This window comes from Geomonas diazotrophica (assembly GCF_018919385.1).
GTDB classification, from domain to species: domain Bacteria; phylum Desulfobacterota; class Desulfuromonadia; order Geobacterales; family Geobacteraceae; genus Geomonas; species Geomonas diazotrophica.
In genome coordinates this window covers 65,105-78,094 of record NZ_JAHLMF010000013.1, presented here as the reverse complement: position 1 = coordinate 78,094, position 12,990 = coordinate 65,105, and the positions used below count along the sequence as shown (strand labels likewise).

Genomic DNA, 12,990 nt, shown 5'->3' with positions numbered 1-12,990 from the left:
TTACCCATGAGAGTATCCATGCCTAGCGGCTCCATGCATGGCTGGGGCATCGCCGGCGCCTACCTGGAGCGCGAGATCGCCAAGCTCCCCCCGGTGCCGGGGGTGACGCTGCACTGCATGTCGCAGAACCTCGCACCGCTCAACCCAGAGGCCTGGGACAGCATCAACATCGGCTACTGCTTCTTCGAAAACAGCATCGAGATCCTCAACTTCACCCGCCCGGCAGCGCGGCGGTGGGATTTCATCGTGGCGGGCTCCAAGTGGTGCGAATACCTGCTGCGGATCGGCGGGGTGAAAAACTGCTGCACCATCCTCCAGGGGGTCGACCCGGAACGCTTCTACCCGCTTCCGCTCCCGCCGGACGACCGTTTCGTGGTCTTCTCGGGGGGCAAATTCGAACTCAGGAAAGGGCAGGACCTCGTCATCGCGGCCATGAAGGTGATGATGCAGCGGCACCGCGACGTCTACCTCTCCTGCAGCTGGGCCAACCAATGGCCCTTCTCCCTGCTCACCATGGAGAACTCCCCATTCATCACCTACCGGCACGACGAGACGGACTTCCTGAGCTTGCCGGGACGGTGCGCCCTGGAGAACGGGCTCGACCCGGCGCGCACGATGGCGCATCCGCTGGTGCACAACGAAGCCATCAGAGAGGTCTTTGCCGGCACGCACCTCGGGCTCTTCCCGAACCGCTGCGAGGGAGGGAACAACATGGTGATGTGCGAGTACATGGCCTGCGGCAGGACCGTGATCGCCTCGGACAGCAGCGGCCACGCGGACGTGATCAACCCCGCCATCGCCTATCCGCTCACCAGCTACCGCCCCATGGTGGTGGCAAACGGCGGCGTGCAGACCGGGGTGTGGGAGGAGCCGGTCCTGGAAGAGGTCATCGAGATGCTGGAACGGGTCTACCGTAACCGGGACGAGCTCCCGGGGAAAGGGGCGCTGGCCGCGGAGGAGATGCGCAGGCTCACCTGGGACGGCGCGGCGCGCCAGTTCCACTACCTGGCCACCAAACTTGCCAACCGGGCTGAGCTGGCCCGGATGCAGGGTGCTTAGTCCCATGGCGGCAGATCCCGGCACGGCGCAGGAGTTCGCCCGCGCCCTCGAGTTGCAGCGCGCCGGTCGCCTCCAGGAGGCGGAGCCGATCTACCGCAGGTTGGCCCAGGCCGGAGGGGGGCTCGCCGCGGGGGGGCTCGCCGCGGACGTGCTCATCAACCTGGGAGCGCTCCTGGACGAGACCGGGCGCCACGAGGAGGCGCTCGAGGAATACCGCAGGGCGCTCTCCCTGAGGGACGGGGACCCCATGGCTCTGAACAACATGGGGTCATCCCTGTTCAAGCTGGGGCGCTTCGCCGAGGCCGCCGACCTGTTCCGCCTGGCGTTGCAAAAGGCTCCGGACGCCCCGGAACCGGCTATCGCCCTGGGAGGGGCCCTGCAGCGGGCAGGCGACGTCCAGGGGGCCATCGCCTGTTTCCGCGACCTGGTGCGGCGCCGCCCCGACTGCGCCGACGCGCACTGGAACCTCGCCCTGGCCCTGATCATGTCCGGGGAGTTCCGGGAGGGGTGGGCCGAGTACCAGTGGCGCTGGAAACGGGACGCCTTCACCTCGCCGCTCCGCGGCTTCCATGCCCCCGCCTGGGACGGCGCCCCGCTTGACGGCAGGCGCATCCTGGTGCACGGCGAGCAGGGGTTGGGGGACACCATCCAGTTCGCCCGCTACCTCCCCATGGTGGCGCAGCAGGGGGGCGTCGTGATCGCCGAATGCCAGTCTGCCGCGCTGGTCCCGCTTCTGCGCGGCATGCCCGGGGTGGCCGAGGTATGCGTCATGGGAGAGCCGCTCCCCCCCTTCGACCTGGAGGTTCCCCTCCTTTCCCTGCCGCACCTGTTCGACACCACGATCGACACCGTCCCCAACCGGGTTCCCTACCTCGCACCCCCGCCCGGGCGCCTCGTGCTCTGGCAGGCCAAGCTCTCCAGGGATGCCGGCTTCAAGGTGGGGCTGGTCTGGGCCGGCAAGGCCGTCCCAGATCCCTTCCGTTCCTGCTCCCTCGCAGCCCTGGCGCCGCTCTTCGGGATCCCGGGGGCGAGCCTCTACTCGCTGCAGGTCGGCGAGGGGGCGGCGCGGCCGGGAGAGTGTCCGAACCTCATCGACCTCACCCATTCCATCCGCGATTTCGGCGACACCGCCGCCCTGGTCGCCCAGCTCGACCTGGTCATCTCCATCGACACCTCGGTGGCACACCTGGCCGGCGCCCTGGGGAAGCCGGTCTGGCTGCTGCTCCCCATGGCGGGGGATTACCGCTGGCTTTGCGGGCGCGACGATTCTCCCTGGTACCCGACCATGCGCCTTTTGAGGCAGCAGCGCCAGGGGGAGTGGGGGGAGGTGGTGGAGCGGCTGCGTGCGCTGCTGTCCGACGCGGTCTGGGACCACCTGCAACGGCGGCTCTCCTCGCGTCCCTTCGAGGGGGGAAGCCATCACCTGTGCGGCGCCTTCCTGGCCGCCGCGGGGAGGCCGCGCGAGGCGACGGCGCGCTTCACCAAGGCGGCGCAGCTTCTCCCCGACCGTTGGGAGCCGCAGTACGCCCTGGCCCAGGCGCTGCAGCAGATGGGGCGCTTCCCCGAGGCGGAGGCGAGCATCGAGGCGGCCCTCGCCCTGGCGGACGGGCTTCCCCACCTGCACGAGGCCCTGGGAATCGTGAAACAGGTGCGCGGCGACCTGGAAGGGGCGCTGCCATGCTACCGCAGGGCACTGGAGCTTGACCCCTCCCTGCAGAAGGCGCGCTACAACCTGGCCACCGCGTGCAAGGACCTGGGGCGCTTCCAGGAGGCGCTCTCCGAGTTCCGGGAGGTGGTGCGCCGCTTCCCCGACTACGCCGACGCCCATTGGAACCTGGCGGTGCTCCTGCTCATGACCGGGGAGCTCCCGCAGGGGTGGCGCGAATTTTCCTGGCGCTTTAAAAAGAGCAGTTCGGCGCCGCTGCGCAGGTGGCAGGAACACCCCGCCTGGGACGGCGCGCCGCTCTCCGGCAGGACCATCCTCCTCTACGGGGAGCAGGGGGCGGGGGATACGCTCCAGTTCGTGCGCTACGCGCCGCTGGTGGCCGGGCGCGGCGGACGCGTGCTGGTCGAGGTGCAGTCTGCGGGGCTCGTGGAACTGGTGCGCGGCGTGGCCGGGGTCGACGAGGTCTTCGCCTGCGGCGACAGCATCCCCCCCTTCGAGCTGCAGGCCTCGCTCATGGACCTGCCCGGCATCTTCGGCACCGACCTGGCCGGCATCCCGGCCCGGGTGCCGTACCTGGAGACGGATCCTGCGCGCCGGGAAGCCTGCGCCACCCTCTTCCCCGCCGACGGCACCCTGCGGGTGGGGCTTGCCTGGCAGGGGAACCCCGCGCACCCAAACGACCCGAACCGCTCCCTCCCCCCGGAGCGGCTAGCGCGGCTGGCCGCGGTCCCCGGGGTGAGCTTCTACTCGCTGCAGCTGGGCGCCCGGGGCGACCTTGCCGCGCTCCTTCCCATGATCGATCTTGCACCGAACATCGGCGATTACGCGGACACCGCGGCCCTGGCGAGCCGTCTCGACCTGGTGCTCTCGGTGGACACCTCGGTGGCACACCTGGCCGGCGCGCTGGGGCTCCCGGTCTGGCTCCTGGTTCCCTTCGTCCCCGACTGGCGCTGGCTGCTGGACCGCGACGACACCCCCTGGTACCCCACCATGCGCCTGTTCCGGCAGCGTTCGCGGGGCGACTGGGACGGCGTGCTGCAGCGGGTGGCGCAGGCGCTGGACCAACTGGCGCAGTCAAAAAACGGGCGGACGGCGCCCCAGGAGGACCCGGTGCGGCAGGCCGAGCGCTACAACGACGAGGGGTGCACCCTGGACGGCGCCGGCAGGCAGGAGGAGGCGATCGAGCGCTACCGCGAGGCGATCGCACTGCATCCCGACTTTGTGGCACCGCACTACAACATGGGGAACAGCCTCTACACCCTGGGGCGGCACGCGGAGGCGGTCGACTGCTACCGGCGCGCCCTGGCCGTCGACCCGAACCTGGCGCAGGGGTGGCACAACCTGGCACTGGCGCTCAAGGAGCAAGGGGAGCTCGAGGCGGCGCTGCACGCCCTGAAGCGCGCGGTCTCGGTCGCCCCGGACTACCTGGAGGCCCGGCACAACCTGGGCGAGCTGTACCACGCCCTGGGGGATCTCGACCTGGCCCAGGCGACCTTCCATGGCATCCTGGCCGCCGACCCCGGCTACCTCCCCTCCTGGAACGCGCTCGGGATTGCCCTGCAGGCGCAGGAGCGCCTGGAGGAGGCGGCGCAGTGTTACCGCAGGGCGCTGGCTTTGAACCCCGATTACCTGCACGCGCTCAACAACCTGGGCTCGGTGAGTCGCGCCCTGGGCGAGGTCGATGAGGCGGTCCGGTGCTACCGGCAGGTCCTGGCGCTCGATCCCGGTTACGCGGATGCGCACTGGAACCTTGCCCTCGTGCAGCTGCAACTGGGTCAATATCGCGAGGGGTGGCAGGGGTACGAGTGGCGCTTCGCCAAGGTCGACCCCATCCCGCGCCTGGAACTCCCGCGTCCGCTGTGGGACGGCTCTCCCCTGAAGGGGAAGACCATCCTGCTCCACGCCGAGCAGGGCTTCGGCGATACCTTCCAGTTCGTGCGCTACGCGCCGCTTTTGGCGGCACAGGGGGCGACCGTCCTGCTGCAGTGCCAGGCCAAGCCGATAGCGGCGGTGCTCGCCACGGTGCCCGGCGTCTCCCGGGTCCTGGTGCGCGGCGAGAGGCTCCCGGAGTTCGACTGCCACGCGTCCCTCATGAGCCTGCCGTACCTGTGCGGCACGCTCTTGGAGACCATCCCGGCGCAGATCCCCTACCTCGCCGCGGACCCGGTCCTGGTGGAGCGCTGGCGCCCCGCGCTCCCGGGGGAGGGTTTCCGGGTCGGACTGGTGTGGGCCGGGAGGAAGAGCTACAAGGACGACCTGAAGCGCTCGCTCACCCTCTCGCTCTTCGCGCCGCTGGCGCGGGTCCCCGGTGTCCGTTTCTGCGCGCTGCAGGTGGGGGACGGGGCGGAACAGGCCGCGACCCCGCCGCCGGGGATGGAGCTTACCGACCTCGGTTCCGGGATCAAGAGCTTCGCCGACACCGCCGCCATCCTCACCCAGCTCGACCTGGTCATCTCGGCGGATACCGCCGTGGCCCACCTGGCCGGGGGGCTCGGCGTGCCGGTCTGGGTGCTCCTCCCCATGGCGTGCGACTGGCGCTGGCTCATGCAGCGCGAGGATTCCCCCTGGTACCCGAGCGCCCGGCTCTTCCGCCAGCGGTACCGCGGCGACTGGGGCGAGGTGCTGGAGCGGGTGGCGCGGCAGCTGGCCCTGCTCGCAGGACGAAAAGGAGAACGATAGCCGATGCATCGCTTTGACGAACTGAACCGGGCGCTGGCGGAAAACCGCGTGGAACAGGCCCGTGAACTCTGCCGGGGGCTGTTGCGGGACGAGCCGGACAACGTCGACCTGCTCACCCTCTCGGGCGCCTTGGCGCGCCTTTGCGGGGATGTCGCCGAGGCCTTCGAGAGCTTCTCGCGGGCGGCCCTCCTCGACCCCTCGCAGGCGGAGCTGAGCAACAACCTCGGGGTGGTCCTTGAGGACCTCGGGCGCTACCAGGAGGCGGCCGGATGTTACCGCCGGGCCCTGGAGCTGAAAGCCGACTACCCGGAGGCCCTGGGCAACCTGGGGAACGCGCTCCTCAAGCTGGAGCGCCACGACGAGGCCGTGGCCCGTTTCTGCGACGCCATCGCCCTCGATCCCGGCTACACCAGTGCCTATTACCACCTTGGGCACGCCCTGCGCGCTCAGGGGGAGTGGGAGGGGGCGGCGCGCTGCTACCAGAAGGTGGTCGAGCTGCAGCCGGACCACCTGAAGGGGTGGGTGAACCTCGGCGGCTCGCTGCTCGCCCTGAACCGTTTCGACGAGGCGCTTTCCGCCCAGCGCGAAGCGCTCGCCCTCGAGCCGGAGAGCGTCGACGCCCACTGGAACCTCGCCCTGACCCTCCTTGCCGTGGGGGATTACCGGGAGGGGTGGCGCGAGTACCAGTGGCGCCTGAAGGATGCCGCGGGCTCCTTCTCCGACGAGTTCCTGGGGCGGCGCATGTGGGACGGCGCACCCCTTTCCGGGCGGACCCTCCTGGTGCGCGCCGAGCAGGGGTTCGGCGACGCCATCCAGTTCTTCCGCTACGCCCGGCTACTGGCACGCCGGGGAGAGCGGGTGGTGCTCGAGTGCCGTCGCGAACTGCTGCCGCTGTTCGCCGCGCAGGGGGAGGAGATCGCACTCTGCGCCGCAGGGGACGAACCTCCACCCTTTGACACCTTCGCCTACCTGATGAGCCTGCCGCACCTCGTCGGGACCACGCTGGAGAACATCCCCCCACAGGCCCCCCCGCTCAAGGCAGACCCGGCCCTCAGCACCAAGTGGCGCGGCCTGGTCCCGGCCGGGGGGGACCTCAAGGTCGGGGTGGTCTGGGCCGGGAGCGCCGGCTACAAGCGGGACCGCTACCGCTCGCTCCCGGCGGGCGTCCTGGCCCCGCTCGCGTCCCTGCCGGGTATCACCCTATACAACCTGCAACTGGGGGGCTGCGCCGAGGACCTGGCCGCGTTGCGCGGGGAGGGGGCGCTCGTCGACCTCACCGGGGAGATCGGGGACTTCGCCGACACCGCGGCCCTCATCGACAACCTCGACCTGGTGGTCTCGGTGGACACGGCCGTGGCGCACCTGGCTGCGGCGATGGGGAAGCCGGTGCACCTCATGCTCCCCTTCTCCTGCGACTGGCGCTGGCTGCACGGCCGCACCGACTCCCCCTGGTACCCGAGCGTCACCCTCCACCGCCAGGAGGTTCCCGGACAGTGGCAATCGGTGGTCGAGGCGGTGGCTCGCCGGATCGCCCCGCTCCCCGAGGCGTCCCGGCAGGACCCGAACCTGTTGTTCCAAGAGGCGAACCGCCTGAGGGGCGAGGGGGACCTAAGTGGCGCCATAAACATGTACCGCGCCCTGCTGGCCCGGCTCCCCGACTGCGCCGAGATCTACAACAACCTGGGGCTCGCCCTGCAGGACCAGGGGGGGGCGGCGGAGGCGGAGGCGAGCTACCGGCGCGCCCTGGAGTTGAAGCCGCACCTGGCCGACGCCTACAACAACCTGGGGACGCTGCTGGTCGGCCGCGCGGAGCACGACGAGGCCGAGCCGCTGTTCCGGCGCGCCGTCGAGCTCGACCCCGGGTACCTTCCCGCCTACGTGAACCTCGGTTCCTGCCTGCAGGTGCTGGAGCAGCCGGCGCAGGCGGTGGAACTGTACCGGCGCGCCCTCGCCCTCGACCCGGGCTACTTCGAGGCGCGCATCAACCTGGGGACCGCCTACCAGGACCTGATGCAGCCGCTCCGGGCCATCGACACCTATGAGGAACTGCTGCGCCTGGCGCCTGAGCACCCCGAGGCGCACTGGAACCTGGCGCTGAGCCTCCTTTCGGTGGGGGAATTCGAGCGGGGGTGGCGCGAATACGAGTGGCGCCTGGCCGACTGCGAGCCGGAGCTCCCGATCCCGGTCTGGCGTGGCGAGGAGCTCGCCGGGCGGACCATCCTGCTCCAGTGCGAGCAGGGGCTTGGCGACACGCTGCAGTTCATCCGCTACGCGCCGCTGGTGGCGCAGAGGGGGGGGAAGGTGGTGGTGCGCTGCCAGGCAGCCGGGCTCAAGCCGCTTCTCTGCCGCGTTCCCGGGGTCGCCGCGGTCTGCGCGCCGGGAGAGGAACTTCCCCCCTGCGACTGCCAGGTGCAGCTCCTGAGCCTGCCGCACCTCTTCGGGACCACCCTGGAGCGGATGCCCCCCTGGCGCCCCTACCTCTACGCCGAGAAACGGCGCTCCTCGCTCTGGAGCCTCATGCTGGAGGAGGGGGACACGTTCAAGGTCGGGGTGGTCTGGCGCGGCGGCCCCCTTCCCAGGAACCGCGCCTGCCCGTTCAAGGAGTTCGCCCCTCTCGCCGATATGTCGGGTGTGCTCTTTTATTCCCTGCAGCTTGGCGACACCCCGGATCCCGGCGTCCTCGCCGCCGTCGACCTTGCGCCGCAGATCGGGGACTTCGGCGACACCGCCGCCATCCTCGCCGGGCTCGACCTGCTGGTGACGGTGGACACGGCGGCTGCCCACCTGGCCGGGGGGATGGGGGTGCCGGTCTGGCTCCTCCTGCCGTACGCCTGCGACTGGCGCTGGTTCGCCGACCGCGAGGACTCGCCCTGGTACCCGACCATGAGAATCTTCCGGCAGGAGCGCCCGGGGGACTGGGCTGGGGTGATGGCCCGGGTCAGGGAGGGGGTGGAGCAACGCTTAAAAAGCCAATAATTTGACAAAAATAATCGTAAGGTGGTGCTTTTCCGTTAAAGTTTTGGGCCCGCCGTGTCGATATTCTTTACAAAAGCGCAGGACGCGCCGGCGATGAGGGGGTGAACTTCATCAGTTATTCGCCGTAAGGCAGGATGCCAGACAGTAAAGAACGTAGCGGATCGACACGGTTTTCAACCCGGCAAGAATGCCGGCAAACACCCAGAAAAGGAGAAGTACCATGGCAACTAGCGACATCTCTCTCACCGCAGGCATGAGGACCAATCTTCTCAACCTCCAATCGACCAGCAAGCTCCTGAACAGGACCCAGGAAAGGCTCTCTTCCGGCAAGCAGGTCAACAGCGCCCTCGACAACCCGACCAACTACTTCGCAGCCCAGAACGCCAACCAGCGCGCCAGCGACCTTGCCGACCGCAAGGACGGCATGTCCGAGGCGGTCCAGACCGTTTCGGCAGCCAACGCAGGTATCACCGCGATCACCGGCCTGATCAACGCCGCCAAAGGTATCGCACAGTCGGCTCTTTCCACCAGCGACACCTCCACCAGGTCCAAGCTGGCGACCCAGTACGACACCATCCGCAGCCAGGTCAACAACATCTCCTCCGACTCCGGTTACCGCGGCCTCAACCTGCTGAGCTCCACCAACACCCTGACCGTCAACTTCAACGAGGATGCAAGCTCCAGCCTCAACGTCGTGGGCTTCCTGGCCAATGCAGGCGGTCTGAGCCTCAGCGGCGCCAGCAACAGCTGGTCCGCGAACTCCGACATCACCACCGACACGGCGAAGATGGATACCGCGATCTCGACCCTGAGGTCCAACACCCAGACCCTGGCGGCGAACCTGAACATCATCACCACCCGTCAGAACTTCACCGACTCGATGATCAGTACGCTGCAGACCGGTGCTGACAACCTGACCCTGGCCGACATGAACCAGGAAGGCGCCAACATGCTGATGCTGCAGACCCGTCAGAGCTTGGGCACCACCTCGCTCTCCATGTCGTCTCAGGCAGCTCAGGCAGTCCTCAGGCTGTTCTAACCCTAGCTTTGCGGAGCGGGGTAACCCGCTCCGCAATCCCTCTTCACTGGGGGTAGCGTATGTTGATCGATCGATTGCAAGCCGAGAGCGTTCCCCTCCCGTCTGCCTCCCAACCCAACTCCCCCTCCAGCTCTGCCCAAATTCCCCAGTTCGAAAAACAAAAGCCCGAAGAGCCGCAAATCGTAGACCAGGTGCTCGTCTCGGCGCAGGGGGACGGCAGGCTGGCAGGCATTCGTCTGCAAAACGAGCGGCAAAACAGCGCCGCCGCCGCCATCAGGGAGAGCGACAAGGCGGCCCAGGATCTGGGTCAAAAGATTGACAAGCTGAAGGAGCCTCTGGAAACGATAGTGAAGAATTTCCCTCCCTTCGCACCGCAAGACAAGGAAAGGGTGAAGCTGCTGCGGACCTACACGGCGCTCCGTAAGGAGATCGACCAGCTCACCTTCCCTCCTCCTCCATCCGTTGTCGAGGACCGCAAGCCGGTGGCGCTTCCCGCACCGCTCGGTATGAACGCGGACGACAGTCAAATTGCTGACCACGTGGACAAACTTGACGCGACGGCGCAGTCGCTGCAGACGATGCGTGCCGCCATAGCCGCCGATACGGCTGCTTTTCTGGGCAACGGGCGCTTCGCCGCCATGTTCTCCGCCCCCAAGGGCGCGGAAACACTGTCTTTCGAGCCCATCGCCAGCGAATCGCGCGCGGCTGAAAAAAGTGTCGAGATTGGCCAGCAATTTGCAGAATCGGTTACTCAGGGGGTGACGCTACAGCACCCTCAATTCCTGAAAGGGTTGAGCTAACCGACATGTCCCTGAAAATTACCTTGAAGAGCAACGAGCGGCTGATCGTGGGCGGCGCCGTGGTCAAAAACGGCGGCAAGGGGACGGTTCTTTTCATCGAGAACACGGTCCCCATACTGCGCGAAAAGGACATCCTGGGCGAGAAGGACATCGACACGCCCTGCAAACGGGTCTATTTCACCATCCAGCTCATGTACATCGACGAGCCCAACGTCCCGAACTACGTCAAGGCGTACTCGGAACAGGCCGCCGAGATACTGAAGGCTGCCCCCAGCACCAGGACCTACATCGAGCAGTTGAATGAACGGATCGAGGCCGGGAACTACTACCAGGCTCTCAAACTTGCGAAGAATCTCATCGAGTACGAAGAGGAGCTACTGAAAAATGCAAACTAACAACGCGATCAAGGAGTACGTCGGTATCCAGAAGGAGAGCATGTCCGGGCGCGAGCTGGAGGCCTCAGTGCTGACCAAGGCGGGGCTGATGCTGAAGGCCGTCCAGGAGAACTGGGATGCCCCGGACCGCGAAGCCAAGATGCTGGATGCGATAAAGTACAACCAGAAGGTCTGGAGCTTCTTCCAGGCCGAGCTGACCGAGCCGAACCACCCGATGCCCAAGAAGCTCAGGGAGGACCTGTTGAACCTGAGTCTGTTCGTGGACAAGAGGTTCTTCGAGGTGATGGCTTTCCCCACCCCGGAAAAACTCTCCATCGTCATCGACATCAACTTCAACATCGCCGCGGGTTTGCGGACCAACCCCGAGACCGCAGGTTAGTGGCAGGAGCTGCTCTTCGAGGGGGATTGCCGCACAGCGGTCCCCCTCGATGACGCGCCGCTTTCCCCCCCGTCACGATTGCAGCCGACCGGCTGCCTCCTCACCTGAATGAATAGCGATGTCGGCCCGAGCCCGATGCGCCCGATCCGTCGCGCCGAGCGTCGCTTTCTCTCGCCTGACCAGCGCCGTCTCCCTCCGAAACCCGAAAATTCTTTTCTAGCCGCGCCTGCGCGAGGTGGCCCGGAGTTCCGCCAGCACCGCTTCCAGTTCCCGCGTCACCCCAACCGCGTCCAGAAGAGGCGAACGCAGCAGCCTCTCCCGGGCACCGCCCCGGAATTCCCGCAGCGTGGCCCGGTCCCCGGCCACCTGGCGCGCCATGTCGAGGTATGCCGCCTCGCTGGTGGTCACCAGGTCGGCCAGCCCGCAGTTGGTCAAAAGGCTCGCGCCGGTGCGCGAACAGTGGCGCTCGCCGGAGAGGGAGATCACCGGGACCCCCATCCAGAGCGCTTCGCAGGTCGTGGTGGTGCCGTTGTAGGGGAAGGTGTCCAGCGCTATGTCGACGCGCTGGTACTGCTCCAGGTGCTCCCGGGTGCCGGGCTGGCCCGGATCGAGCTCCACCTGCCGCGCCGCCACGCCATGCTCCGCGAACCCGGCCAGAATGCGGCGACGCACCCCGTCATCCGCCAGCGGTTTCGCCTTCAAAAGCAGGCGCGAGCCGTCGACCTCACGCAGCAGGCGGCTCCAGATCGCGATCATTTCAGGGGTGACCTTGGAGAGGTTGTTGAACGAGCCGAAGGTGATGCCGCCGTTTGCGCCGCACGGGGGCGGGACCAGTTCCGGGGCTTCGACCGGGGGGAGGTAGCAGCAGAAGGAGCGGGGTAGCCGCAGCAGCCGCTCGCTGTGCCAGCGGTCCGCGGCTCCGGGTGGGTCGGCCAGCGCGTCGGTGATCCGGTAGTCCAGCGCCCGCAGACCGGTGGTGTCGGGGTAGCCGATCCAGGTGACCTGTATCGGCGCGGGACGGTGGCAGAAGACGGGCAGCCGGCTGCCGGAGGTGTGCCCGGCCAGGTCGAACAGGATGTCGATGCCGTCGCGGGCGATGAGCGCCGCGGCGTTGTGGTCGGCCATGCCGTGGATGTCGCGCCACTGCTCGGTGAGCCCCATCAGGCGCCGCGTGGTCGGGTCGGGAGTCGGAACGTTGGCGTAGCAGAAGATCTCGAAGCGGTCGCGGTCGTGCTCGCGCAGCACCGGCTCGATGAAGCTCGCCACGGCGTGTCCCCGGAAGTCGGGGGAGAGGTAGCCGACCCTGATGCGGCCGCCGGGGGTGGGGCGCGCTGGGGGCTCCTGCCGGGGGGGGCGGAAGGGGCGGCTGCGTGCCGCCTTCAGGTGCTCGGCGTAGATCTCGCGCCGGCTCGACTGCGGCGAGTAGTGCAGGGCGAAGAGGAGGTTCTGCCGGGCGTCCAGGTGGTCCGGGTCGAGGCGCAGCGTCTCCCGGTAGGCGGCCACCGCCTCCAGGCTCCTCCCCTGCGCGTGCAGCACGTTGGCGAGGTTGTAGTTGAGGCGCACCGAGCCGGGGGCGAGGTCGATCCCGGCGCGCAGGATCAGCTCGGCTTCGCCAAAGCGCAGCGCCTCCTTCAAGAGCAGGGCGAGGTTGATGCGCGCCTCGCTGAAGCGGGGATCGATCCTCAGCGCCTCGGCGAAGGCCGCCGCCGCCTGTTCGAGCTCCCCCTGTTGCCGCAGCGCGCCCCCCAGGGCGTTCAGGACCCTGGTGTTCTCAGGCTCCAGCGCAAGCGTTCGGGCCAGCAGTTCGGCCGCCTCCTGCGGCAAACCGTCCTCCCCTTTCAGCACCGCGAGCAGGTAAAAGGCGCCGGTGCAGGGGGGCTCCTGCCGCACCAGCTCCTCGAGCCGGGCGCGCGCCTCCTCCTGCATCCCCTTGCGCAAGAGGAGCTCCACGTATTTGAGCTGCGCCTGGCTTTGTGCCGCCTGCTCCGGGTTCATGG

At 68.0% G+C, this 12,990-nt stretch carries 8 protein-coding genes; 7 read left to right on the top strand and 1 reads right to left on the bottom strand.

The annotated features are described in order from the left end of the window. Nucleotides 1–6: 6 nt before the first annotated feature. The 7 genes from KOM00_RS15010 (at nt 7) to flaF (ending at nt 10,993) form a co-directional block, all read left to right on the top strand. Entirely contained in the window at nt 7–1,059 is a 1,053-nt protein-coding gene (locus KOM00_RS15010) for a glycosyltransferase family 4 protein (protein WP_216499748.1), read from the top strand. Nucleotides 1,060–1,063: 4 nt separating this feature from the next. Beyond that, nucleotides 1,064–5,404, top strand: a complete 4,341-nt coding sequence (locus KOM00_RS15005) for a tetratricopeptide repeat protein (RefSeq protein WP_216499747.1) — start codon at nt 1,064–1,066, stop codon at nt 5,402–5,404. Nucleotides 5,405–5,407: 3 nt separating this feature from the next. Then, nucleotides 5,408–8,380, top strand: coding sequence for a tetratricopeptide repeat protein (locus tag KOM00_RS15000; protein ID WP_216499746.1), 2,973 nt, complete (start codon nt 5,408–5,410; stop codon nt 8,378–8,380). A gap of 220 nt (nt 8,381–8,600) precedes the next feature. Next, the gene (locus KOM00_RS14995) at nt 8,601–9,419 is read left to right on the top strand and encodes a flagellin N-terminal helical domain-containing protein (RefSeq protein ID WP_216499745.1); all 819 of its coding nucleotides are present in this window, start codon (nt 8,601–8,603) and stop codon (nt 9,417–9,419) included. Nucleotides 9,420–9,478: 59 nt separating this feature from the next. After that, nucleotides 9,479–10,219: a hypothetical protein gene (locus tag KOM00_RS14990; RefSeq protein ID WP_216499744.1), complete on the top strand. Its 741-nt coding sequence runs from the start codon at nt 9,479–9,481 to the stop codon at nt 10,217–10,219. Between the two features lie 5 nt (nt 10,220–10,224). Then, complete coding sequence (locus tag KOM00_RS14985) at nt 10,225–10,614, top strand: flagellar biosynthesis repressor FlbT (protein WP_216499743.1); 390 nt, start codon at nt 10,225–10,227, stop codon at nt 10,612–10,614. Further along, nucleotides 10,604–10,993 (top strand): flagellar biosynthesis regulator FlaF, encoded by a 390-nt coding sequence (flaF, locus tag KOM00_RS14980; RefSeq protein ID WP_216499742.1) that lies wholly within the window; start codon nt 10,604–10,606, stop codon nt 10,991–10,993. The genes KOM00_RS14985 and flaF overlap by 11 nt, the downstream gene beginning before the upstream one ends. A 216-nt stretch (nt 10,994–11,209) precedes the next feature. On the opposite strand, the gene KOM00_RS14975 is transcribed toward flaF, so the two are convergent. Then, nucleotides 11,210–12,988 carry an O-linked N-acetylglucosamine transferase, SPINDLY family protein gene (locus KOM00_RS14975; protein ID WP_216499741.1) on the bottom strand — a complete coding sequence of 593 codons (1,779 nt, stop codon included), beginning with the start codon at nt 12,986–12,988 and terminating at the stop codon, nt 11,210–11,212. Nucleotides 12,989–12,990: the final 2 nt, after the last annotated feature.

Bases quoted from the DNA above. Each gene is read 5' to 3' on its own strand.
- KOM00_RS15005 (WP_216499747.1), top strand. From the start codon at position 1,064: ATGGCGGCAGATCCCGGCACGGCGCAGGAGTTCGCCCGCGCCCTCGAG.
- KOM00_RS14975 (WP_216499741.1), bottom strand. From the start codon at position 12,988: ATGAACCCGGAGCAGGCGGCACAAAGCCAGGCGCAGCTCAAATACGTG.
- KOM00_RS15000 (WP_216499746.1), top strand. From the start codon at position 5,408: ATGCATCGCTTTGACGAACTGAACCGGGCGCTGGCGGAAAACCGCGTG.
- KOM00_RS14985 (WP_216499743.1), top strand. From the start codon at position 10,225: ATGTCCCTGAAAATTACCTTGAAGAGCAACGAGCGGCTGATCGTGGGC.
- KOM00_RS14990 (WP_216499744.1), top strand. From the start codon at position 9,479: ATGTTGATCGATCGATTGCAAGCCGAGAGCGTTCCCCTCCCGTCTGCC.
- flaF (WP_216499742.1), top strand. From the start codon at position 10,604: ATGCAAACTAACAACGCGATCAAGGAGTACGTCGGTATCCAGAAGGAG.
- KOM00_RS14995 (WP_216499745.1), top strand. From the start codon at position 8,601: ATGGCAACTAGCGACATCTCTCTCACCGCAGGCATGAGGACCAATCTT.
- KOM00_RS15010 (WP_216499748.1), top strand. From the start codon at position 7: ATGAGAGTATCCATGCCTAGCGGCTCCATGCATGGCTGGGGCATCGCC.